This is a genomic window from Glutamicibacter uratoxydans (assembly GCF_006539925.1).
GTDB classification, from domain to species: Bacteria; Actinomycetota; Actinomycetes; order Actinomycetales; family Micrococcaceae; genus Glutamicibacter; species Glutamicibacter uratoxydans.
Genome location: NZ_BJNY01000014.1, coordinates 75,449 through 97,727, shown reverse-complemented (window position 1 = coordinate 97,727; position 22,279 = coordinate 75,449). Strand labels below are relative to the sequence as shown.

The 22,279-nt window shown below is 64.8% G+C and carries 17 protein-coding genes and 1 tRNA gene; 5 read left to right on the top strand and 13 right to left on the bottom strand.

Going from position 1 to position 22,279, the window contains the following annotated elements; all coding sequences use genetic code 11:
* Positions 1 to 5: 5 nt before the first annotated feature.
* Entirely contained in the window at positions 6 to 1,649 is a 1,644-nt protein-coding gene (gene argS / locus AUR04nite_RS12840) for an arginine--tRNA ligase (RefSeq protein WP_141365645.1), read from the bottom strand.
* A 154-nt stretch (positions 1,650 to 1,803) separates the two neighbouring features.
* Here argS and AUR04nite_RS12835 point away from each other — a divergent pair.
* Positions 1,804 to 1,879: transfer RNA gene (locus tag AUR04nite_RS12835), tRNA-Arg, on the top strand.
* Between the two features lie 75 nt (positions 1,880 to 1,954).
* Here the strand turns inward: AUR04nite_RS12835 and AUR04nite_RS18545 are convergent.
* From AUR04nite_RS18545 to AUR04nite_RS12815, 4 genes are all read right to left on the bottom strand, one after another.
* Positions 1,955 to 2,338: a GNAT family N-acetyltransferase gene (locus AUR04nite_RS18545; protein WP_141365643.1), complete on the bottom strand. Its 384-nt coding sequence runs from the start codon at positions 2,336 to 2,338 to the stop codon at positions 1,955 to 1,957.
* A gap of 169 nt (positions 2,339 to 2,507) precedes the next feature.
* Positions 2,508 to 3,299 carry an ABC transporter ATP-binding protein gene (locus AUR04nite_RS12825; protein ID WP_141365641.1) on the bottom strand — a complete coding sequence of 264 codons (792 nt, stop codon included), beginning with the start codon at positions 3,297 to 3,299 and terminating at the stop codon, positions 2,508 to 2,510.
* The gene (locus AUR04nite_RS12820) at positions 3,292 to 4,212 is read right to left on the bottom strand and encodes an ABC transporter permease (protein ID WP_141365639.1); all 921 of its coding nucleotides are present in this window, start codon (positions 4,210 to 4,212) and stop codon (positions 3,292 to 3,294) included. Before AUR04nite_RS12820 ends, AUR04nite_RS12825 begins: the two co-directional genes overlap by 8 nt.
* Before the next feature lie 98 nt (positions 4,213 to 4,310).
* On the bottom strand, positions 4,311 to 5,309 hold the full coding sequence (locus AUR04nite_RS12815) for an ABC transporter substrate-binding protein (RefSeq protein ID WP_141365637.1): 999 nt from the start codon (positions 5,307 to 5,309) through the stop codon (positions 4,311 to 4,313).
* Positions 5,310 to 5,711: 402 nt separating this feature from the next.
* Here AUR04nite_RS12815 and hrpA point away from each other — a divergent pair, with 402 nt between their 5' ends.
* Positions 5,712 to 9,692: an ATP-dependent RNA helicase HrpA gene (gene hrpA, locus AUR04nite_RS12810; protein ID WP_141365635.1), complete on the top strand. Its 3,981-nt coding sequence runs from the start codon at positions 5,712 to 5,714 to the stop codon at positions 9,690 to 9,692.
* Between the two features lie 132 nt (positions 9,693 to 9,824).
* On the opposite strand, the gene AUR04nite_RS12805 is transcribed toward hrpA, so the two are convergent.
* The 3 genes from AUR04nite_RS12805 to AUR04nite_RS12795 are packed head-to-tail and all read right to left on the bottom strand — an operon-like array spanning position 9,825 to position 11,837.
* Positions 9,825 to 10,253, bottom strand: a complete 429-nt coding sequence (locus AUR04nite_RS12805; RefSeq protein WP_141365633.1) for an HIT family protein — start codon at positions 10,251 to 10,253, stop codon at positions 9,825 to 9,827.
* A gap of 10 nt (positions 10,254 to 10,263) precedes the next feature.
* A complete protein-coding gene (locus AUR04nite_RS12800) occupies positions 10,264 to 11,100 on the bottom strand; it encodes a sulfurtransferase (RefSeq protein WP_141365631.1) in 837 nt (278 codons plus the stop codon).
* A complete protein-coding gene (locus tag AUR04nite_RS12795; RefSeq protein WP_141365629.1) occupies positions 11,097 to 11,837 on the bottom strand; it encodes an MBL fold metallo-hydrolase in 741 nt (246 codons plus the stop codon). The genes AUR04nite_RS12800 and AUR04nite_RS12795 overlap by 4 nt, the downstream gene beginning before the upstream one ends.
* 164 nt (positions 11,838 to 12,001) lie before the next feature.
* Here AUR04nite_RS12795 and AUR04nite_RS12790 point away from each other — a divergent pair, with 164 nt between their 5' ends.
* On the top strand, positions 12,002 to 12,424 hold the full coding sequence (locus tag AUR04nite_RS12790) for a Fur family transcriptional regulator (RefSeq protein WP_141365626.1): 423 nt from the start codon (positions 12,002 to 12,004) through the stop codon (positions 12,422 to 12,424).
* A 7-nt stretch (positions 12,425 to 12,431) separates the two neighbouring features.
* Entirely contained in the window at positions 12,432 to 12,926 is a 495-nt protein-coding gene (locus tag AUR04nite_RS12785; protein ID WP_218024683.1) for an NUDIX domain-containing protein, read from the top strand.
* 13 nt (positions 12,927 to 12,939) lie between these two features.
* On the opposite strand, the gene AUR04nite_RS12780 is transcribed toward AUR04nite_RS12785, so the two are convergent.
* The 5 genes from AUR04nite_RS12780 to AUR04nite_RS12760 form a co-directional block, all read right to left on the bottom strand.
* Entirely contained in the window at positions 12,940 to 13,593 is a 654-nt protein-coding gene (locus tag AUR04nite_RS12780; protein ID WP_141365624.1) for a maleylpyruvate isomerase family mycothiol-dependent enzyme, read from the bottom strand.
* Between the two features lie 86 nt (positions 13,594 to 13,679).
* A complete protein-coding gene (locus AUR04nite_RS12775) occupies positions 13,680 to 14,537 on the bottom strand; it encodes a metal ABC transporter permease (RefSeq protein ID WP_141365622.1) in 858 nt (285 codons plus the stop codon).
* 8 nt (positions 14,538 to 14,545) lie between these two features.
* Positions 14,546 to 15,388, bottom strand: coding sequence for a metal ABC transporter ATP-binding protein (locus AUR04nite_RS12770; protein ID WP_141365620.1), 843 nt, complete (start codon positions 15,386 to 15,388; stop codon positions 14,546 to 14,548).
* A 164-nt stretch (positions 15,389 to 15,552) separates the two neighbouring features.
* Entirely contained in the window at positions 15,553 to 16,635 is a 1,083-nt protein-coding gene (locus tag AUR04nite_RS12765; protein ID WP_141365618.1) for a hemolysin family protein, read from the bottom strand.
* The gene (locus tag AUR04nite_RS12760; RefSeq protein ID WP_141365616.1) at positions 16,632 to 17,951 is read right to left on the bottom strand and encodes a hemolysin family protein; all 1,320 of its coding nucleotides are present in this window, start codon (positions 17,949 to 17,951) and stop codon (positions 16,632 to 16,634) included. The genes AUR04nite_RS12765 and AUR04nite_RS12760 overlap by 4 nt, the downstream gene beginning before the upstream one ends.
* Before the next feature lie 426 nt (positions 17,952 to 18,377).
* Between AUR04nite_RS12760 and AUR04nite_RS12755 the strand changes: the two genes are divergently transcribed.
* A complete protein-coding gene (locus AUR04nite_RS12755; RefSeq protein ID WP_141365614.1) occupies positions 18,378 to 22,145 on the top strand; it encodes a multifunctional oxoglutarate decarboxylase/oxoglutarate dehydrogenase thiamine pyrophosphate-binding subunit/dihydrolipoyllysine-residue succinyltransferase subunit in 3,768 nt (1,255 codons plus the stop codon).
* The last annotated feature ends 134 nt before the right edge of the window (positions 22,146 to 22,279 follow it).

The window sequence follows — 22,279 nt, the reverse complement described above, 5'->3', positions numbered from 1 at the left end:
GGGTGTTACATCCTCTCTGGGGCGGAGACGCCCAACAGTTCCAAACCATTTGCCAGCACCTGGGTGGTGGCGTCGTTGAGCCACAGGCGCGATGAATGCACCTGTGCGACGGCTTCGTCCTCGCCGACCGGGGTGATGCGGGTGGCCGCGTACCAGGAGTGGTAGGCGCCTGCCACCTGCTCCAGGTAGCGGGCGATGCGGTGCGGTTCGCGGAATTCAGCCGCACCGGCGACCACCGACGGGTACTGGCCCAGAACTGCCAGCAGCTCGTTCTCGGTCGGGTCGGTGAGCAGGCCAGCGTCGAAGGAATCGCGGGTGACGTTCTTGGCGGCCGCATTGCGGGCCGCTGCGGCGGAGCGCGCGTGGGCGTACTGCACGTAGAAGACCGGGTTGTCGTTGGTGTTCTTCTTCAGCAGTTCCGGATCCAGCGAGATCGGCGAATCAGCCGGGAAGCGGGCCAGCGAGTAGCGCAGGGCGTCGGCACCGATCCAGTCGATCAGATCGCGCAGCTCGATGATGTTGCCCGCGCGCTTGGACAGCTTGGCGCCGTTGACGCTGATCAGCTGGCCGATCAGCACCTCGATGTTCTTGTCCTTGTCATCGCCCGCGCAGGCGGCGATGGCCTTCAGGCGGTTGACGTAGCCGTGATGGTCGGCGCCCAGCAGGTAGATCTTCTCTTCGAAGCCGCGGTCCTTCTTGGACAGGTAGTAGGCGGCGTCGGCGGCGAAGTAGGTCGGCTCGCCGTTGGCGCGGATCAGCACGCGGTCCTTGTCATCGCCGAAGTCGGTGGTGCGCAGCCAGACAGCGCCCTCCTGGTCGAAGATGTGGCCCTGCTCGCGCAGGCGCGCTACGGCGTCGGCCACTGCCCCGCCCTCGTGCAGTGCGGTCTCGGAGAAGAACACATCGAAGCTCACGCCGAAGTCGGCCAGGGTCTTCTTGATGTCTTCCAGCTGGGCCTTGTAGGCCAGCTCGCGGATCTGCGCGAGGACCGCGTCCTCTTCCTGACCCTTGAGCTCAGGCGCCTGGGCTTCGACGATGTCGGCCAGGTCCTTGATGTATTCGCCCGGGTAGCCGCCCTCTGGGACCGGCTGGCCGTGCATGCGGTTGTAGACCGAACGCGCGAACACGTTCATCTGGTTGCCAGCGTCGTTGATGTAGTACTCGCTGGTGACGTCGGCACCCGAGGCGCGCAGCACGCGGGCAATCGCATCGCCCAGCGCGGCCCAGCGGGTGTGGCCGATGTGCAGCGGACCGGTGGGGTTCGCGGAGACGAACTCCATGTTCACGGTGTGCCCGGCCAAAGTTTCATTGCGGCCATACTGCTTGCCAGCCTCGACGATGGTGCGGGCCAGCTCGCCGGCGGCCGCCGCGTCGAGCGTGATGTTCAAGAAGCCAGGGCCAGCGATGTCTACCGCGCCAACTCCAGGAACCTCTGCCAGTCGTCGGGCAAGGAGCTGCGCGAAATCGCGCGGAGCCATGCCGGCCTTTTTGCCTAGCTGCAGTGCGATGTTGGTCGCCCAGTCGCCGTGTTCACGGCTCTTGGGTCGCTCGACTCGCACATTATCGGGAACGTCGACGGTGATTTCGCCGGCTGCTACGGCCTGGGTAAGGCATGCGGATATTGCTGCGGAGAGTTCTTCTGGAGTCACCCGTTAAGACTACCGGTATTCATATGGCAGTTTGGGCATTCATGACGCGATCAATGTGCAAGATCACCAGCCCGCGACACCCGAAGCGCCGCATGTCCAGTTACGCAGAAAGGTCATTGACCTGATAAGCTCGTTCTCGTTGCTAACGCAACACGCCTCTGTAGCTCAGTGGATAGAGCGTCTGCCTCCGGAGCAGAAGGCCGAAGGTTCGATTCCTTTCAGGGGCACCAAATGGGCAGGTTCCACATGTGGAACCTGCCCATTTTGTTTGCCCTCTCGCGGATCAGGCCCGGCATTCGTGTCTTCTATACGTCCTCAGATTCAAGGCTGAAGCCGGGAAAATTCCGAAAATCCCCTTCGTAGTCAGCGGCATAGCCCAAGGACTCATAAAAAGAGACTGCTGATAAAGGCGCCTGCCAGTCGAGTATTAACCGTGTGGGACGAGAACTGGCCCACGCCTGCACAGACTCCATGAGCGCCTGCCCCACCCCTCGGCGCCGATGCGCAAGATTGACAAACATGTCATGCATCCGCCCGACCGAAAAAGAACCCCGCAGCCCAGGGCCAAAATCTTGAACCACTACGTATCCCAACAACATCCTTCCCTCAGCGGCCACGCCGATAAACCAGTTGGCGTCGTGCAGAATGTTCTGGAATCTGACAGTGAACTGCTCTTGAGGCAGCGACAACGACGGCGTGAAAAAGAACTCAGTTCATAGATCCGGGAAGAATCCGTGGCACGCGCTTGGCGAACCTGCACCATCGAATCAGCCATTGCTTTACCGGCCCTCTAATCTCAATGCAATGATCCTGCCCTCCACTTTTCATGTGGAGGGCAGGACCAAGCGAAAGAGCTATCTACTGAAGCATGGTGCGGTCATCGAGCTGCGCACCCTTGATCTTCTCGAACTCGCCGAGCAGATCCTTCACCGTCATCTGGCTCTTCTGCGCAGAATCCAGATCGAGGATGATTTCGCCGTCGTGCATCATGATCAGACGGGTTCCCAATTGCAGCGCCTGCTCCATATTGTGGGTGACCATCAACGTGGTGAGCTTGTGCCGTTCCACAATCTGGTTGGTCAGGCGCGACACGAGAGCTGCTCGCTGCGGATCCAGCGCCGCCGTGTGCTCGTCGAGAAGCAGGATCTTAGGCTCCGAGAACGTCGCCATGAGCAAGCTCAATGCCTGACGCTGGCCGCCGGAGAGCAGGCCAACTTTGGTCTTCAGTCGCTTCTCGAGGCCCAATTCCAGACTCTTGAGCTCCTCCACGAACAACTCGCGACGCTTCGGGCTGACGCCAAGGCCCAACCCGCGGAACTTGCCGCGGGAATAGGCCAACGCCATGTTCTCCTCGATGGACATGGTAGGTGCGGTGCCCGCCATTGGGTCCTGGAAAACTCGGCCGATGTACTTGGCGCGGCTGTAGTCCGCCATTTTGGTGACATTCTTGCCGGCGATGGACACCGAGCCTACATCCGGCTGCAGTTTGCCGGCCACCATATTCAGCACGGTGGACTTGCCTGCGCCGTTCGAGCCGATGACAGTGACGAACTCGCCGTCGGACAGGGTGAGGTTGATGTTGCGCAGCGCCTTGCGCTCATTGACCGTTCCAGGGAAGAACGTGCGAGACAGGTTCTTAATTTCAAGCATTGGAGCGAACCTCTTCCTTGGTTTCTGCTACTGGCTGCGGCTTGCCTTTGATGGACTTCACAATCTTCTGGAAGCCCTTCCACTTGGGCAGCAGCAGCGCAACGACGACTAGTACAGCGGAAATCAGCTTCATGTCGTTGACTTCCAGGCCCGCACCCAAGGCGAACTGGATGACCAGGCGGTAGATGACAGCGCCAATGACTACCGCCAGGGCAGCGAGCCAAATGTAGCGCTGGGTGAAGATTGCCTGGCCCACGATGACAGATGCCAAGCCGATGAGGATGACGCCAATGCCCATGCCGACGTCGGCGAATCCCTGGTACTGGGCAACGACAGCGCCGGACATGGCGACCAGGCCGTTGGACAGGGCCAAGCCCAGAATCTTCTGGTTGTCGGTGCTGACGCCGAAGGAGCGGATCATTTCTTCGTTGTCGCCGGTGGCGCGCATCGCCATGCCCATCTCGGTGTGCAGGAACCACACGGTCGCGCCGACGAGGATCAGGCTGACGAGGAAGAAGATGGCGATGGACTGCCATGTGCCCAGAATTCCAGCGGCGCGCATCGGGCTAATCAGCGTGTCTTCGCCGAGCAGCGGCGTATTCGCCTTGCCCATGATGCGCAGGTTGATCGAATACAGCGCGATCATCGTGAGGATACCTGCCAGCAGGCCGTCAATTTTGCCTTTGGTATGCAGCAGGCCGGTAATTGCGCCGGCGACCATGCCGGCAAGGAAGGCAAGCACGGTGGCGAGCCACGGGTTCATTCCGTTGACGATGCTGACAGCGGCCACTGCCGCGCCGGTGGTGAAGCTGCCATCGACTGTCAGATCGGGGAAGTCCAGAATGCGGAAGGTCAGGTACACCCCGAGCGCCATAATGGCGTAAATCAGTCCGAGTTCAACTGCGGTGATCATGTTCGGATCCTTGAGTTGTCAAAAAGTAGATGGTCACGACGAAGGCGAGGCGGTGTGCTGCTCGCCTCGCCTTCTGTCGCAGGTTGATGCTGATAGACCTAGTAGGTCTGGACAGCCTTGTCGCGCAGTTCCTGGGAGAATTCGATGCCGATCTTCTTCGCAGCGGTATCGTTCAGGTACAGCTCGACCTCGGAGATGGTCTCTACTGGCATGGTGGCCGGCTTGGCCTCGCCCTTGAGGATCTTCACTGCCATCGCGGCGGTCTGCTCGCCCAGCTTCTCGTAATTGATGCCGTAGGTCGCGGTGGCGCCGCGCTTGACCGAAGCGCCGTCGGCTGCGATCACAGGGATCTTCTTGTTGTTGGCGGTCTGCAGCAGGCCTTCAAGTGCAGAAACCACAGCGTTGTCGGTAGGTACGTAGAACGCATCAACGTCCAGGGAAGCTGCAGCCTGCTGGACTTCGCTTGGTGCTGAGATCGCGGCTTCCTTGATTTCCAGGCCCAGCTCAGAAGCGGCTTCCTTCGCCCACTTGACCTGGACTGCCGAGTTCGGCTCGCCCGAAGAGTAGACAATGCCGACGTTCTTGGCATCAGGCTTGATCTGCTTAAGCAGCTCCAGCTGCTCCTTCACCGGGTTCTTGTCCGAGGTGCCCGTGACGTTGGCGCCAGGTTCCTCGTTGGACTTGACCAGCTTGGCGTCCACCGGGTCGGTAACCGCGGAGAAGAGCACTGGGATGCTGGTGATAGCCTGTGCGGCTGCCTGCGCGGTCGGGGTGGCAACAGCAAGCACCAGGTCGATGTCCTTGTCCGCTGCAAGCTTGCCGGCGATGGAGGTGTTGGTTGCCTGGTCCGCCTGGGCGTTGTTCTCGTCGTAGGAGATCTTGTCGCCGGTGTAGCCAGCGTTTTCCATGCCCTTTTTGAAGCCCGTCACCACTGCATCCAACGATGGGTGGGTCACATACTGGGCGATGCCGATCTTAACTGGCCCGTCGCTGCCGGCATCCTTGGCGCCAGCGTCGCCGCTGCCGCCGCAAGCGGTCAGTGCCAGCGCGCTGGTGGCTGCGATGGCTGCGAATTTCAGTGCGGTGAAGCGCTTCATGAAGGTTCCTTTCAAAGTTCCCTGATGCGAGTTATGGCCGCCGTCGAGCAACAGGCCCCAGGAGCAAAGGCAGGATGAATGCCCCGCTTGGGAACACCCCAGACCATGTGACGGCGATTACCCACGATCTTACATGTGAACGACCTCACTTAGGCCACAATTTGATCTCCATCGCAGACACTTGCACCTTGAAATCGCCGTAGTTGCACACAAATGCGCTGGATTTGATGTTTCAATCACACTTTTTGTATTTTTGGCCTGGAAGCTGTCGACGGGTTTTTGGACAAAATTCGAATTTGACTTGCGCCGAACGTGATCTGGACCGCGCTGGTGAGGCGCGGTGTGTTTCGCTCAGGGCAATGCGGGCGCGATGGGCTGCGGCGCTAATAGAATGGAAGAATCATGGCGCTAACCATTTCCTATCCCGAAGCCCTGCCCGTCTCCGCCCGCCGCGAGGACATCCTCGACGCGGTGGCCAACAACCAGGTGGTTGTCATCGCCGGCGAAACCGGTTCGGGCAAAACCACGCAGCTGCCCAAGATGCTCATCGAACTGGGCCTGGCGGAAAAGGGCATGATCGGCCACACCCAGCCCCGCCGCCTGGCCGCGCGCACCGTGGCAGAGCGTATTGCCGAGGAAATGGGCACGAAAATCGGCGACGAGGTGGGATTCCACGTCCGCTTCACCGGCGAGGTTTCGCGCAACACCAAGCTGAAGGTGATGACCGACGGCATCCTGCTGGCGGAGATCCAGCGCGACAAGCTGCTGAAGAAATACTCGGCGATCATCATCGACGAGGCCCACGAGCGCAGCCTGAACATCGACTTCCTGCTCGGCTACCTCAAGCAGATCATGCCCAAGCGGCCGGATTTGAAGATCATCATCACCTCCGCCACCATCGACCCGGAGCGCTTCGCGGCGCATTTTGGGAAGCTCGACGCGGACGGCGAACTGGTGCCGGCTCCGATCCTCGAGGTGTCCGGGCGCACCTTCCCGGTGGAGCTACGCTACCGCCCGCTGAGCGCTGAGCTGGATCTCGTCGACGAAGACGCCGATGCCGATTCGCTGGAGGACGACCGCGACCCGCTGGATGCGGTGACCGATGCGGTGCGCGAGCTGGCGGCCGAGGCCCCGGGCGACATCCTCATCTTCTTCTCCGGCGAGCGCGAAATCCGCGACGCCGCCGATGCCCTGCGCGCGCTCGTCGCCAGCAATAAGCGGCTACCGCGCTATGAGGTGCTGCCGTTGTTCGCCCGCCTGTCGCTGGCTGAACAGCACAAGGTCTTCCATCCGGGCGGCGCCCCGCGCATCATCCTGGCCACGAACGTGGCCGAGACCTCGCTGACGGTACCGGGCATCAAGTACGTGATCGATACCGGTACGGCGCGTATTTCGCGCTACTCACATCGCACCAAGGTGCAGCGTCTGCCGATCGAGCGGGTCTCCCAGGCCAGCGCGAACCAGCGTTCGGGCCGCAGCGGCCGCACCTCCGACGGCATTGCGATCCGCCTGTACTCCGAGGAGGACTACCTCTCGCGGCCGGAATTCACCGACCCGGAGATCCTGCGCACCAATTTGGCCAGCGTGATCCTGCAGATGATCTCCATGGGCGTGGTGGCCTCGGCCGCGGAGGTGGCGCAGTTCCCCTTCGTGCAGCCTCCGGAAGCGCGGGCGATTTCCGACGGCGTGAATCTGCTGCGCGAGCTGGGCGCCTTGGAGGGCGACAAGCGGGCGAAGATCACCGCGGTGGGCCGCCAGCTGGCGCAGCTGCCGCTGGATGTGCGCCTGGGCCGGATGATCGTGGAGGGCGCGCAGCGCGGCGTGGCCAAGGAGCTGATGGTGCTGGCCGCGGGGCTGAGCATCCAGGACCCGCGCGAACGCCCGAGCGAGGACACCGGGCAGCGCGAGCGCGCGGTCGAGCTGCACAAGCGCTTCGTGGACGAGAAGTCGGACTTCATCAGCCTGCTGAATCTCTGGGCGTACCTGCGCGAGCAGCAGCAGGAGCTGTCCTCCTCCGCGTTCCGCCGCCTGTGCAAGGCCGAGTTCATCAACTATCTGCGGGTGCGCGAATGGCAGGATTTGTTCACCCAGCTGCGCCAGCTGGCCAAGCCCCTGGGCGTCACCGTGGCGGCTGCGCCGATTGAACCGGCGGCCAACGAGGATGCGGTGCACAAGTCGCTGCTGGCCGGCCTACTGGGCCACATCGGCCTCTATGACGAGCGCAAGCGCGAGTATGCGGGCGCGCGCGGCACCCGCTTTGCGATCTTCCCGGGCTCCGGGCTGTTCAAGAAGTCCCCGACCTGGATCATGTCGGCGGAGCTGGTGGAGACCTCGCGGCTTTGGGCGCGCACCAATGCGGCGATCGACCCCGCCTGGGTGGAGGAGCTGGCCCCGCACCTGGTCAAGCACACCTATTCGGAGCCGCACTGGTCGCGGCGCAACGGCTCGGTGATGGGCTATGAGAAGGTCACGCTCTTCGGGCTGCCGATCGTGCCGCGCCGCCAGTTCCATTACTGGCGGGTTGACAAGGACCTGGCCCGCGAGTTGTTCATCCGTCATGCACTGGTGGAGGGCGACTGGCGCACCCACCACAAGTTCTTCGCCAAGAACCGCGCGCTGCTCGAAGAGGTGGAGGAGCTCGAAACCCGCATGCGCCGCCACGACCTGCGCATCAGCGACGAGGACCTCTTTGCCTTCTACGACGCGCGCGTGGGCGAGCAGGTCTATTCGGAGCGCCACTTCGACCGCTGGTGGAAGAAAGCGCGGACCGAAGACCCTACGCTGCTCGACTTCGATCCCGAGGCCCTACTGGCAGCCGACGCCCAGGAGCTGGATGAGAAGGCCTTCCCCACCACGTGGCCGCTGGGCAGCATCCACCTGCCGCTGTCCTATGAGTACAACCCTGCAGCCCAGGCAGGCCAGGGCGACGGCGTGACGCTGACCGTGCCGGTGGTGTTCCTCAACCAGCTGGATCCTGCGCGCTTCGCCTGGCTGATCCCGGGCCTGCGCCATGAGCTGCTCACCGCGCTGATCCGCTCCATGCCCAAGGCGATCCGCAAGAACTTCGTTCCCGCACCAGATGTGGCGGCCAAGGCGCTGGCAATGCTGGACGCCGACTTCGACCCCGCGGTCGACGACCTGGCCGAATCCCTGGCGCTGGTGCTGCGGCGGCTGCGCGGGGTGGTCGTCGAGCCCTCGGTCTTCGACTTCAGCGCTCTGCCGGCGCACCTGCGCTTCGGCTTCATCGTCACCGATGCGGCGAACAAGGTCATCGGGCGCGGGGACGACCTGGCGGCGCTGCAGTACAAGCTGGCAAGCGCCAACCGGGCGGCGCTGGCCAGCGGGGTCAACTCCCCCGGCCTGCCAGGTCCTTCCGGGAAGAAGCAGGGCAAGGGCGGCAAGGCAGGCACAGCTGGCGCCGCGTCGGGCAAGCCCGGAGCCCCGGCGCCCGCAGCCAAGAAGTCCCAGGGCGCAACAGGCGCCTGGGACCAGCGGAAGCTGAGCGCCTGGCCGCAGCTGGAAGCCAAGGGCGAAACCCTGGGCGACACGCTGCCTGCCAAGGTCACCACCACCGTGATGGGCCAGCAGATCACCGCCTACCCGGGGCTGGTCGACAACGGCGCCACGGCAGACCTGACGGTGTTCCGCACCCCGCTCGAGCGCGATGCCGCACATCGCAGCGGCGTGATCCGGCTGCTCATGCTTTCGCTGCCGCCGGCGGCGAAGTTCGTGACTACGCACCTGAACAACACGGAGAAGCTCGCCTTCACGCAGAACCCGCACGGGTCCATCGACAAACTCATCGCCGACTGCACCATGGCGGCGGTGGACAAGCTGGTTCCTGAGAAGCTGCCGATGAACCGCAAGGCCTTCGAGGCATTGTTTGAAACGGTGCGCGCGGAGCAGATCGACACTGTCTTCACCATCACCGCAGTGGTGGCCAAGGTGTTCGCCTCGGCTACGCGCATCGCCAAGGCGCTGAAGTCCACCACCTCACTGGCAATGTTCGCCGCGGTGTCAGATGTGAAATCGCAGGTCGAGCAGCTGATCTACCCGGGCTTCATCGCAGCTACCGGGGCGGCGCACCTGATGCGCCTGCCGCGCTACCTTCAGGGCATTGAGCTGCGCCTTGAAAAGCTGTCAGGCGGCGCGGTGACCCGCGATGGGCAGGCGCTGATGGTGATCCAGAAGCTGGAGGACGACTACGATGCGGCGCTGGACCGCGTGCCGCAGGGCGCCAGGCTTCCGGCAACGCTGGCAGAGGTGAAGTGGATGCTGGAGGAGATGCGCATTTCGCTGTTCGCCCAAGAGCTGGGCACCGCCTATTCGGTCAGCGAGAAGCGCATCCGCAAGGCCATCAAGGACGGGCTGGACGCGCTCTAGCGCTGACCGCGCGCGGAAGCAGGTCCGCACTCAACCAGTCTGCAAATAACCGGACCACAGAAAACAGGCCCGCCCGAATCGCATGATTCGGGCGGGCCTGTTGTGCTGCCAGCTCAGCGCAGCGCCTGGAGGCTAGGCTTCGGGCACGAATTCCCCGTAGCCGTCGGCACGCAGCCCCTCGCGCAGTGCCTGGGCGTTGGCATCCATTTGCGCCGGGTCCGGGTTGACCGCTGCGTTGGACAGGTCGAAGTCGGCCAGCGAATTGGTGGGCCACACATGCACGTGCAGATGCGGGACCTCGAAGCCGGCGATCATCAGCCCGGCGCGCGTGGAGTTGAACACGCGCTTCTGGGTGCGGCCGATCTTCGTGGCCACCAGCGTCAGGTGGGCCACCAGCTCGTCGGAGGCGTCGGTGAATTCGTCGATCTCCTCGCGCGGCACCACCAGGGTGTGCCCGTCGGACAGCGGGCCGATGGACAGGAAGCCCACGCACTGCTGATCGGACCAGACGAAGCGGCCCGGGATTTCCTTGTTGATTATTTTGGTGAACAGGGTGCTCATTGCTGCCTTTCTAATGGCGGTGTTGTTCGTCGCTGGTGGCCACTGGCGCTTCGGGATGCGTCACGTACTCAGACCAGCTGCCCGGGTAGAGGCCCATGTCGATTCCGGCGACGGCGGCGGCCAGCACCTGGTGGGCCGCGGTGATGCCCGAGCCGCAGTAGGCGACCGCCCCGTCCTGCGCGCCGAGCTTCTGGAACTCAGAACGCAGCGCCGCGGCGGGAAGGAACCGCGCCTGGGAATCCAGGTTGTCGGTGGTGGGCCGGTTGCGGGCGCCGGGGATGTGCCCTGCCACCGGGTCGATGGGCTCTTCGATGCCCAGGTAGCGGGCGGTGGCGCGCGAGTCGATCAGCGTGCCGGCGATGGAGCTGAGGTCCTCGAATTCCGCCACTGGCATGCGGCCCCATGACAGGTTCACCTGCCCCGGGGAGTTATGCTCGGCGCCGGAGGCAAGTTCGGCGCCGGGAAGCTGCCGCCAGGCGTCCAATCCCCCGTCCAGCACCTGCACCTGCTCGAAGCGTGCGTGCTTCAGCAGCCACCAGGCGCGGGCGGCAGAGAGCGCGCCGGCGTCGTCGTACACCACGACCTGCGAGTCGTCGTTGAGGCCCCAGCCGCGGGCAGCGGCCTGAAAATCCTCAGGCAGGGGCAGCGGGTGGCGGCCGGTGCCGGGCCCGGGGGCGGAAGAGAGCTCGCGTTCAAGGTCGGCGAACACCGCGCCGGGGATGTGCCCGGCGGCGTAGCGTTCGGCGCCGTCGTCGCGGCCCAGCGACCAGCGCACGTCAAGCAGGATCGGTGTCTGCGGCTGCTGGAGCAGCTGTGCCAGCTCCTGGGCTGAAATCAGCGGGTTCATGCCAGTCCTTCCAGACTCGTTGCATCGGTGGCCGACTGCGCGGCGCGGGACAGAAGATCGTCGGCGCGGTACTCGGTGTGCACCTCAAGGCGTTGGTAGCTGGCCGAATTCCGGGCGGCGATGGCGCCCAGCTGCCGGTCGAACAGGGCCTTGCCGGCGTCGTTGAGCAGCCCGTCGTGGATCGGCACCCACAGTGGCGCGGCGGTGGCCACGGCGAAGTCGGCCGCCTCCGCCATCTTCCCCCAGGGCGCCATGATCGGCAGGGCCAGGATGTCGGGGCGCACGCCCACCGGCACCTGGTAGCTGTCTCCCGGATGGAAGAGCGTGGCGCCGCCCATGGCCTTGTCCCCGATCAGGTAGCCGACGTTCTGGACCAGGTCGATCGAATGGTGGATCGTAGCGTGGGTGCCGCCGAAGGTCCGCACCCTGATGCCGCCGACGATGAAGTCTGCCCCTTCGCGCACCGCACGGATCTGGCTGCGCACCGCCGCGGGAAGCTCGGTGCGCAAGGTGGCGGCCAGGGTGGCCGGTGCATGGAGTTCAAGGACCGGATCGGCGGCCAGCGCCGCGGCCAGCGCGCCCTGGTCGGCATGGTCGGCATGCTGGTGCGTGATCAACACCGCATGTTTGCCGGTGAACGCGCCGTCCAGCGCGCTGAAGGATCCCGGGTCGAGCAGCAACGACCCGTCAACTGTGCTAATTTCCAGGCAAGCGTGCCCGCGGGATGTGATGCGCATGTCATTAGCCTAGGCTTGTGCAACCTGCCGCGCCAGCACCAGACACGCCAGCGCCCACAAAGTTGGCTAAAATTAGGTAAAACCGCCGGTGGCTAGTGTCGGTTCGTCTCCTCGCGCCGCACCGCCCGCCGGACAACGCTGTGCGAGAGGAATGGTGGACGCCCATGGCCCAGCCCGAAACCCGAGTGACCAAGCAGCGCCTGGATCTAGCCGAGGCGCTGGAGCAGGTTGACGACTTCGCCACCGCGCAGCAGCTGCACCGCTGGCTGCAGGAAGCGCAGAAGAAGGTCTCGCTGGCCACCGTGTACCGGCTGCTGCAGTCGATGGCCGACGACGGCTTGGTCGACGTGCTGCGCAGCGGGGACGGCGAGGCGCGTTTCCGCCGCTGCATCACCGAGGTCCACCACCACCACCTGGTGTGCCGGGTCTGCTCGAAGACCGTCGAGGTGATGGCTCCCTCGGTGGAACGCTGGGCCGCCCGAGTGGCCGCCGAGCACGACTTCTCCGACCCCGAGCACACGGTGGAGATCTATGGGGTCTGTGCCGAATGCCGCGCCGCAGCCAACGCGTCCGGCGCTGGTGCCTAGGATCCCCATGACTCCGATGCCAGCCAATGCTCCTGGCACGCGCAGCGAAAAGGTAGTTTGTTTCCTGGTGCGCCAGCGGCATGTGCTGGTCTTCACCCATAAAGGCTTCGATCTGCGAACCACCGGTATCCAAGTTCCTGCGGGCACCGTAAAGCCAGGTGAAGATCCCGCCGCTGCCGCAGTGCGAGAGCTAGCCGAAGAATCTGGGATCCAGGCCCGCGTGCGCGCATTTCTCGGCAGTGAGGACTACGACCTGTTTCCAGTGCGCGATGAGGTAGCCACCCGCCATTTCTTCTGGCTGGAAGCCCCCGCTGATGCACTGCTGCCGGGCCTTGAGCAGAGCTTTCTCGGCGGCGAGGCCGATGCGGCCGACGGCCTCGACCGACCGTTCACCTGCTTTTGGATGCCTCTGGCCCAGGCACATGTGCTGGCCGCGGGGTTCAGCGCCAAGCTCGGCGCTCTGGCTCGGCTGATTGCGCAGGAAGAAGCAGCTGCGCACTAGCTGCCGGGCGCCATCAGGCAAGCGGTGCCAGGAAGGCGATGCCAGGTCCGTGCAGTGAGCCGGGCGCAGGCGTTCGGCCGGTAAGCGCCATCAGCAGTTCAAGCCGCGGGCCTGCCAGCACCGCTCCGAGACCCAAGCGCAGCTGCTGCTCCGCCCGCTGGTGGTCATCGGACACCAGCTGCACCCGCTGGGCCAGTTCCTTGGCCCCGCCCACCGCGCGCGGGGTGCGCGCCTGGTAGCCGATGGCCAAATCCAGCGCCGGGACCGGATACTCCCGGCGGATTCCCAGCGCGCGCCTGATGTCTTCGCCGTGGGCAATTTCCTCCACCAGCCGGCTGGCCAGCGGGGCGGGTGGGCCGGTGCGTGCATCGGCCGCAGCCACCAAGCGTTCAAGGGTTGCCGCAGGCTGGGCCTGGCGCTGGGCCGCCACGCCATTGGCGTTCTGCTTGTCGAAGTCGAATCCTGCGCGGAGCATGGCCCACAGCAGCCGGCCTGGCTTGGTCAGGGCGTTGTCGACCAGGTGGGCCGCGACGTCGTGCACGCTCCACCCGGCGGCGGCCGAATCTCTGGCCCACGCCTCATCATCCAGCGTCGACAGGTCGGCGATCAGCGCCTTGCGCTCGGCATGCACCAAGGCCCAGATGTGCTGTGCTTGTGCTTTATCCATGCTTCGATCCTTGCCAGCCTGCGGCCTGCGGTCAAGGCCTGATCAGCGAGGCCTGCCTGGCGAGACTTGGCGGCTGAACCTGTTGGCTAGACCTGGTGGCGTCGCGGCGAACGCAGCTTCTCCACGGCGCGGCACGCAAGGTAGATGGCGAAGGAAATGGTGGTGACATAGGGGCTGATGGGCAGCGAGCCTGCCAGCGCCAGCAGGATGCCGCCGACGATCGCCACCTCGGCGAAGATCACCGAGAGCACGACGGTGAGCACCGGGTTGGAGCTGACCCGCAGCGCCGCGGCGGCCGGGGTGATCAGCAGGGCCAGCACCAGCAGCGCGCCGACCACCTGGATGGTCGCCGCCACCGCCAGGGCCAGCACCATCATGAACACGATGGACAGCCCGCCGGTGCGCACCCCGCGCGCGTTGGCCACCAGCGGGTCGGCGCTGGCGAAGGTCAGCGGCCGCCAGATCAGCAGCAGCGCCGCCACCACCACCGCGCACAACCCCAGCATGCCGGTCAGCTGCACGTCGTCCACCGCGACGATCTGGCCGGTAAGCAGGCCGAACTTGTTCGCGCTGCGCCCCTCGTAGAGCGAGATGAACAAGATGCCCAGGCCCAGGCCGAAGGGCATGAGCACGCCGGTGATGGAGTTGCGGTCCCGCGCCCTGGTGCCCAGCACGCCGAGGATCAGCGCGGCGACCATGGATCCGATGACCGAGCCGGTGACCACGTCCGCGCCGACCAGCAGCGCAAAGGCCGCCCCGGCGAAGGAGAGCTCGGCGATGCCGTGCACCGCGAAGGCCATGTCGCGCATCATGATGAAGATGCCGATCAGCCCACCGACGATGCCCAGCGCGGCGCCGGCGACCAGCGAATTGGAGACCAGGGGCAGCAGCTGCGCGTAGTCCTGGAAGTTGAATGCCTTTTGCAGCAGGTCTGAAAAGTCCATGCCCGTTCCTACTTTCCGTCCCTGTGTGCCACGTCGTCGGCGATCTGCGGATGCTCGTGCCCGTCGGCAGGCAGCTCGCGCCCGCCGGCACCGGCCACCACGACGATGCGCCCGTTGACCCGCAGCACCTCGACCGGTGCGCCGTAGAGCTCGCTGAGCACATGCGATTGCATGACCTCGTCCACGGTGCCGATGTGGAAGCGCCCTTCGGCCAAGTAGAGCACCCGGTCCACATAGGGCAGGATCGGGTTGATCTCGTGGGTCACGAAGACCACCGCGCTGCCGCGGCGCACCGCCTGCTGGTGGATGACCTGGCTGATCGCCTGCTGGTGGTGCAGGTCAAGGGACAGCAGCGGCTCGTCGCACAAGAGCACCCGCGGATCCCCGGCCAGCGCCTGGGCCGCGCGCAGGCGCTGCTGCTCGCCGCCTGACAGGTCTGAAATGGCGCGGTTGGCGTAGCCGCTGGCACCGACCAGCTCCAACAGCTCGTCGACTTTCTTCGCCACCGCACGCCGTGCCAGCCTGACTCCGGGCTTGGTTCCGTCCACGCCCAACGCAACCAGATCGCGAGCGCGCAGCGGCACATTGTCCCCGAAGGGGCGCTGCTGCGGGATCAGCCCGACGGCGCGGGAGCCTCGGCGCACCGGCTGTCCGTCGATGCTCACCTGGCCGGCGTCCAGCGCGGTGGTGCCGAGCATCGTGTTAATGAAGCTGGTCTTGCCCGAGCCGTTGGGCCCGAGCACCGCGAGGAACTCCCCCGGGGCCACCTGCAGGTTCAAGTCCTGCCACAACACCCTCCGGCCGTAGGCGAGCCTGGCGTTGTTGAAGGCGACGATCGGCGTTGAGCTCATCTACCGGCTTTCTGTGTTCGGGGCGGCGCGCCCGGCCGCGCAATGTGCTGGACGCAAAAACTGCGGCACCGCACAATGCGGTGCCGCAGTTAATCCTACCAGTTGCGAGTCATTCGCAATACGGGCTGGTTCTCCAGCCTGCGTCCCCTGCCCGGCGAGGCGGGCTACTGGCCGGCGTTTCCGCCGTTCTCAGCCCGCGGCGGAGCCACGCGCTTTCGCGTGGAGTCGCTGATCTCGCCGACCAGCACCTCGATGATGTCCTCCAGGAACACCACGCCCAGGCTGGCGCCGTGCTCGTCGACCACCGCGGAGAGGTGGTTGCCCTCCTGGCGCATTTTCTCCAGCGCGTCCTCGATCTCCGTGTCCTGCTTGAGCTGGCCCAGCGGATGCAGGGGCAGGTCCTTCAGCGGCGCGGTGGAGTGCGCGTCGTCGATGAGCATGACGTCCTTCACGTGCCAGTACCCCACCGGGGCCTGGTCGCGGGTGATCAGCAGGCGCGAGAAGCCGGTCTTGCCGACCTTCTTCTCGAACTCGCGCGCCGTGGCGGTGCCCCATTCCAGGGTGAACAGGTCGTCCAGCGGCACCATGCAGGTCTTGGCGGTGACAGTGGAGAACTCCAGCGCCTTGGTCAGGCGCAGCGCATCGTCCTTCTCCAGCGCGCCTTCCTCGGAAGAGGTGTCGATGATGGTGCGCACCTCGGCGGCGGTATAGGAGCTGGCCACCTCGTCCTTGGGCTCCACGCCGAAGGCATGCAGCACCAGGTTCGCCGCGCCGTTGAGCAGCGCGATGATCGGCTTGAGCACCTTGGACAGCCCCACCAGCGGCATGGCCAGCAGCAGCACCGCCTTGTCGGCGACGGAGACGGAGATGTTCTTCGGCACCATTTCGCCGAAGGTCACGTGCAGGAAGGTCACCAGCACCAGCGCAATCAGGAAGGCGATGGTGTCCGCCGCCCCTTCGGCCAGGCCCAGCAGCATCAGCGGCTCGGCCAGCAGGTGGTGGATGGCAGGTTCGGAGATGTTCAGGATCAGCAGCGAGCAGACGGTGATGCCCAGCTGGCACACCGCCAGCATCGCCGAGACGTGCTCCATGGCGAACAGCGCCACCTTGGCGCGCTTGTTGCCCGCCTCCGCCAGCGGTTCGATCTGCGAACGCCGGGCGGACATGACAGCGAATTCGCCGGCGACGAAGAATGCGTTGAACAGCAGCAGGATGACAAGCCAGATCAGGCCCATGACGTCGCTCATTCGCCCTCACCTTCTTCAACCTCGGCAGGTTCGAAGCGGATCTGGGCGATGCGCCTCCCGTCGAGCTCGGTCACCGTGAAGATGCCCGCCTCGGTGTGCACCGCGTCGTTCAACTCGGCCAGGCGGCCCAGCTCGGCCAGCATGTATCCGCCGACGGTCTCATAGGACGCGTCATCCGGCACCACCTCGCGGCCGATCAGCTCGTTGACCTCGTCCGGGCGGTACATCCCGGGGAAGAGCCAGTTGCCGTCGGGCTGGGTGACTGCCTCTTCCTCGTCCTCGTCGTGCTCGTCGGAGACTTCGCCGACGATTTCTTCGACCAGGTCCTCCAGCGTCACCAATCCGGCGGTGCCGCCGTATTCATCCATCACGATGGCCAGCTGGTATTCCGCCTCGCGCAGCTGCTCGAGCAGCACGTCGAGGTGGATGGTTTCCGGCACGTAGAGGGCGTCGTGGGCGAATTCGCCCACCTGCAGCGCCGCGCGGCGTTCGCGCGGCACCGAGACCACCGCTTTAATATGGCATACGCCCTGGATCTCGTCACTGGAGCCTTCGGTCACCGGGAAGCGGGAGAAGCCAGTTTCCGCGCTCATCGCAATCAGCTCGGCGAGGTCCGCCTCGGAGTCGATGGTCGCCATGGAGGTGCGCGGGGTCATCACATCGGCCGCCGTGCGCTCGGCAAACTCGATGGTGGATTCAACGAAGCGGGCCGTCTGCACATCCAGGGTGCCCAGCTGCGCCGAACGGCGCACCAACGATGCCAGTTCCTGCGAGGAGCGCGCCGCCGAGATCTCCTCTTTGGCCTCCAGGCCGAAGAAGCGGTGCAGGACGGCATTGGAGAACCCGTTGAGCACGACGATGAACGGCTTGAAAATTGCGGTGAACACCAGGTGCGGCCGCGCCAGCGCCTTGCCCACCGCCATCGCCTTGGCAATGGCGAGGTTCTTGGGCACCAGTTCGCCGATCAGCATGGACAGCAGGGTGGCGATCACCATCGAGATGACCAGCGAAACCGCTGTCGCTCCGGTGACGTCGATGCCGACCAGTTCAAATACCGGTTCCAAGAGCTTGCTCAGCGAAGGCTCCAGAACATAGCCGGTAAGCAGGGTGGTGAGGGTGATGCCCAGCTGGCAGCTTGAAAGCTGGGTGGAAAGAGAGGTTAAACACTGCATCAGCGGCTTTGCGCCGCGTTCGCCGGCGGCAACCGCCTGGGCAACAGTGCTTTTATCGAGTGCGACCAGTGCGAATTCCACGGCCACGAAGAAGCCGGTGCCGAGAATCAGCAGCAGGCCGAAGATCAAATAGAGCCATTCCATGGGTGGTTATCTCCACCCGCGCAATGCTCTAGCTAGTGGTTCTTCTTGTTGCGCGCGGCAACTAGAAGGCTCCAATCGGGAGCCGGAACCGGTCTGAGATGGACTGACGTGGCCGGCGCTGCGCCGTCGGGCGGCTGGCCGGCTAGGAGAGTGTGATTCCATAGTGCGATTTAGTCTAACGAAACGAGGCGCAATCTGCATTACTTTGCGGCCGTGGCGTCGGACGGTAGTGAAGAAACGATAAGCGGGGTGTAATACGGGCCACTTTCGTGAGATTCGATACGTGCCGTGGCCAAGTGCGCAGAAAAGTTACTAGACTGGTGCGCAGGTCTAGAAATATTGTGAGTTCGGCGGTCACCATCACGTCCTCGTCAGACCACCGGCTCAAGCTAGAACAACGTAGAAATCAGGGAAGAGGCGTTGCACGTGCCAGAGCAAGCACACCACCGACTTACTGAAGAGTTTGGTGGAAACGAATGGCTAGTAGATGAGCTATTCGAACAGTATCTCGTTGACAAGAATTCGGTAGACAAGAAGTGGTGGGATATTTTCGAATCCCTCGCCGAAGAGAAGTCGACCCCAGCAGCACCGGCAGCGACGCCGGCGGCAGCTACCCCCGCAGCTTCCGCAGCTGCCCCCGCGAACGGTGTAGGAGCACCCCGCGCCGCAGCAGCCGCACGCTCTTCCGAGCCAGCGCCAGCACCGGCCGCCGCTCCTGCCGCAGCCGCCGCGCCGGCACCTGCGAAGAAGGCTGAACCAGCGCCGAAGACTGCGCCGATTCCAGCCCAGGCCCCGAAGGCCACCCCGTCGACCGAGCTGTTCGGCGAAGAAAAGCGCACCGCCCTTCGCGGCCCGCTGAAGGCCATCGCGACCAATATGGACGCCAGCCTGACCGTGCCGACCGCAACCACCGTGCGTGCGGTGCCGGCCAAGGTCATGATCGACAACCGCATTGTCATCAACAACCACCTCAAGCGCGCCCGCGGCGGCAAGATCTCCTTCACCCACCTGATCGGCTTCGCCGTGATCCGTGCGCTGAAGCAGATCCCGTCCATGAACGTCACCTACGACGTCATCGACAACAAGCCGACCGCAATCCAGCCGGCCCACGTGAACTTCGGCATCGCCATCGACATGCCAAAGCCGGACGGCACCCGCATGCTGGCAGTGCCGAACATCAAGGCCGCTGAGACCCTGAGCTTCAACGAGTTCTGGGCCACCTACGAAGATTTGATCAAGCGCGCCCGCGGCAACAAGTTGACCGCTGACGACTACGCAGGCACCACCGTGTCGCTGACCAACCCGGGCGGCATCGGCACCGTGCACTCGGTGCCTCGCCTGTCCAAGGGCCAGGCCGCCATCATCGGCGTCGGCGCACTGGAATACCCTGCCGAGTACCGCGGCTCCGCTGAGAAGACCGTGGCGCTGCTGGGCATCGGCAAGCACATCACCCTGACCTCCACCTACGACCACCGCGTCATCCAGGGTGCAGGTTCGGGCGAATTCCTGAAGCTGGTCGAGTCGCTGCTGCTGGGCGAGCAGGGCTTCTACGACGAGATCTTCGAGCAGCTGCGCATCCCTTATGAGCCAGTGCGCTGGGCGGTCGACAACCAGGTCGACATCGACCTGCAGGTCAACAAGGTCGCCCGCATCCAGCACCTGATCAACTCCTACCGCGTGCGCGGCCACCTGATGGCCGACACCAACCCGCTGGAGTACGTCCAGCGCAAGCACCCGGACCTGGACATCAAGTCCTACGGCCTGACCCTGTGGGATCTGGACCGCGAATGGCTGGCCGGCGGCCTGGGCGGCAAGGACCGTGCCCTGCTGCGCGACATCCTGGGCATCCTGCGCGACGCCTACTGCCGCACCATCGGCACCGAGTACATGCACCTGCAGAACCCGGTGGAGCGCGAGTGGTTCCAGTCCAAGCTGGAGCACGGCTACACCAAGCCAAGCCGCGAAGAGCAGCTGCGCATCCTGTCCAAGCTGAACTCCGCAGAGGCCTTCGAGACCTTCCTGCAGACCAAGTTCGTGGGCCAGAAGCGCTTCAGCCTGGAGGGCGGCGAATCGCTGATTCCTCTGCTGGACGCCATCATCTCCGACGCCGCCGACGCACAGCTGAACGAGGTGGCCATCGGCATGGCGCACCGCGGCCGCCTGAACGTGCTGACCAACATCGCCGGCAAGACCTTCGGACAGGTCTTCCGCGAATTTGAAGGCACCGCGACCCCTGGCTCGGTCCAGGGCTCGGGCGACGTGAAGTACCACCTGGGCACCGAGGGCTCGTACACCTCCGACTCGGGCAACACCACCAAGGTCTACCTGGCAGCGAACCCATCGCACCTGGAAGCAGTGGATCCGGTGCTCGAGGGCATCACCCGCGCCAAGCTGGACCGGCTGAACTCCCGCGAGGCAGTGCTGCCGATCCTGGTCCACGGCGACGCTGCATTTGCCGGCCAGGGCGTGGTCTCCGAGGTGCTGGCCATGAGCCAGCTGCCAGGCTACAAGACCGGCGGCACCGTGCACGTGATCGTGAACAACCAGATCGGCTTCACCACCGCTCCGAGTTCTTCGCGCTCTTCGGTCTACGCCACCGACATCGCCCGCACCGTGCAGGCTCCGATCTTCCACGTCAACGGGGATGACCCGGAGGCAGTGGTGCACGTGGGCCAGCTGGCCTTCGAGTACCGCCAGAAGTTCGGCAAGGACGTCGTCATCGACCTGGTGTGCTACCGCCGCCGCGGCCACAACGAGGGCGACGACCCGTCGATGACCCAGCCGATCATGTACAACCTGATCGAAGCCAAGCGCTCCACCCGCAAGCTGTACACCGAGGCCCTGGTCGGCCGCGGCGACATCACGCAGGAAGAGGCAGACAACGCACTGGCCGAGTACAAGGAATCCCTGGAGCGCATCTTCGCGGAGACCCACGCGGCCCAGACCTCGCCGATCCCGATCATCACCCCGGGCTCGACCATCAACGACCTGGAGAAGCCATTCGCCCAGGCCGCTGACGAGGGCACCGTCGACGGAGCCCGCCCATCGGCGATCTCCGCCCAGACCCTGGCGCACATCGGCGCGGCCCACCTGGCAGTGCCGGAGGGCTTCACCATGCACACCAAGCTGAAGTCGCTGCTGGAGCGCCGCGAGAAGATGTCCCGCGAAGGCGGCATCGACTGGGGCTTCGCAGAGATCGCTGCCCTGGGCTCGCTGTCCATGGAAGGCGTGCCGGTCCGCCTGGCAGGCCAGGATTCGCGCCGCGGCACCTTCGTGCAGCGCCACTCGGTCTTCCACGACCGCGAGAACGACAACGAGTGGTACCCACTGCACCACCTGAGCGAGGACCAGGCCCCGCTGTGGATCTACGACTCGCTGCTCTCCGAATACGCTGCCCTGGGCTTCGAGTACGGCTACTCGGTGGAGCGCCCGGATGCACTGGTGATGTGGGAAGCCCAGTTCGGCGACTTCGTCAACGGCGCGCAGACCGTCATCGACGAGTTCATCTCCTCGGCCGAGCAGAAGTGGTCGCAGTCCTCTTCGCTGGTCATGCTGCTGCCTCACGGCTACGAAGGCCAGGGTCCTGACCACTCGTCGGCCCGCATCGAGCGCTTCCTGCAGCTGTGCGCGGAGAACAACATGGTGGTGGCCCAGCCGTCCACCGGCGCCAACCACTTCCACCTGCTGCGCCGCCAGGCCTACGCCCGTCCGCGCAAGCCGCTGATCGTGTTCACCCCGAAGCAGCTGCTGCGCCTGAAGGCCGCGGCAAGCTCGGTGGAGGACTTCACCACCGGCGGCTTCCAGGAAGTCATCGGAGATGCATCGATCACCAATGCAGCCGCAGTGGACAAGGTCCTGCTGTGCTCGGGCCGCGTCTACTACGACCTGCTCGCAGCCCGCACCAAGGCCGGCGACGAGAAGACCGCGATCATCCGCGTGGAGCAGCTCTACCCTGCCCCTGTGGAGCAGATCGCTGCGCAGCTGGCCAAGTACCCGAACGCAGAAATCGCCTGGGTTCAGGACGAGCCAGCCAACCAGGGCCCATGGCCTTATGTCGGCCTCTACGTCGCACCGCAGCTGCCGCAGAAGATCAACCTGGTCTCCCGCCCGGCATCCGCCGCGACCTCGGCAGGCACCGCCAAGCGCCACGAAGCTGAAAACGCAGTACTGATGCAGCAGGCCTTCGCCCGCTAAGCCAGTTCCGCACTGAAGCAAACTCAGCCGGCGGACCTCGCCCCACCCGGGGCAGGTTCGCCGGCTGTGGCGCTTAACGCGCCCCGACATCCCCAAGACCACCTGGCAACACTGCTAAGGTTGTTCACGATTCA

Excerpts from the sequence above, each read along its gene's own strand:
- AUR04nite_RS12825 (WP_141365641.1), bottom strand. The coding sequence starts at position 3,299 with ATGCTTGAAATTAAGAACCTGTCTCGCACGTTCTTCCCTGGAACGGTC.
- AUR04nite_RS12820 (WP_141365639.1), bottom strand. The coding sequence starts at position 4,212 with ATGATCACCGCAGTTGAACTCGGACTGATTTACGCCATTATGGCGCTC.
- AUR04nite_RS12815 (WP_141365637.1), bottom strand. The coding sequence starts at position 5,309 with ATGAAGCGCTTCACCGCACTGAAATTCGCAGCCATCGCAGCCACCAGC.
- hrpA (WP_141365635.1), top strand. The coding sequence starts at position 5,712 with ATGGCGCTAACCATTTCCTATCCCGAAGCCCTGCCCGTCTCCGCCCGC.
- AUR04nite_RS12805 (WP_141365633.1), bottom strand. The coding sequence starts at position 10,253 with ATGAGCACCCTGTTCACCAAAATAATCAACAAGGAAATCCCGGGCCGC.
- AUR04nite_RS12800 (WP_141365631.1), bottom strand. The coding sequence starts at position 11,100 with ATGAACCCGCTGATTTCAGCCCAGGAGCTGGCACAGCTGCTCCAGCAG.
- AUR04nite_RS12795 (WP_141365629.1), bottom strand. The coding sequence starts at position 11,837 with ATGCGCATCACATCCCGCGGGCACGCTTGCCTGGAAATTAGCACAGTT.
- AUR04nite_RS12790 (WP_141365626.1), top strand. The coding sequence starts at position 12,002 with ATGGCCCAGCCCGAAACCCGAGTGACCAAGCAGCGCCTGGATCTAGCC.
- AUR04nite_RS12785 (WP_218024683.1), top strand. The coding sequence starts at position 12,432 with ATGACTCCGATGCCAGCCAATGCTCCTGGCACGCGCAGCGAAAAGGTA.
- AUR04nite_RS12780 (WP_141365624.1), bottom strand. The coding sequence starts at position 13,593 with ATGGATAAAGCACAAGCACAGCACATCTGGGCCTTGGTGCATGCCGAG.
- AUR04nite_RS12775 (WP_141365622.1), bottom strand. The coding sequence starts at position 14,537 with ATGGACTTTTCAGACCTGCTGCAAAAGGCATTCAACTTCCAGGACTAC.
- AUR04nite_RS12770 (WP_141365620.1), bottom strand. The coding sequence starts at position 15,388 with ATGAGCTCAACGCCGATCGTCGCCTTCAACAACGCCAGGCTCGCCTAC.
- AUR04nite_RS12765 (WP_141365618.1), bottom strand. The coding sequence starts at position 16,635 with ATGAGCGACGTCATGGGCCTGATCTGGCTTGTCATCCTGCTGCTGTTC.
- AUR04nite_RS12760 (WP_141365616.1), bottom strand. The coding sequence starts at position 17,951 with ATGGAATGGCTCTATTTGATCTTCGGCCTGCTGCTGATTCTCGGCACC.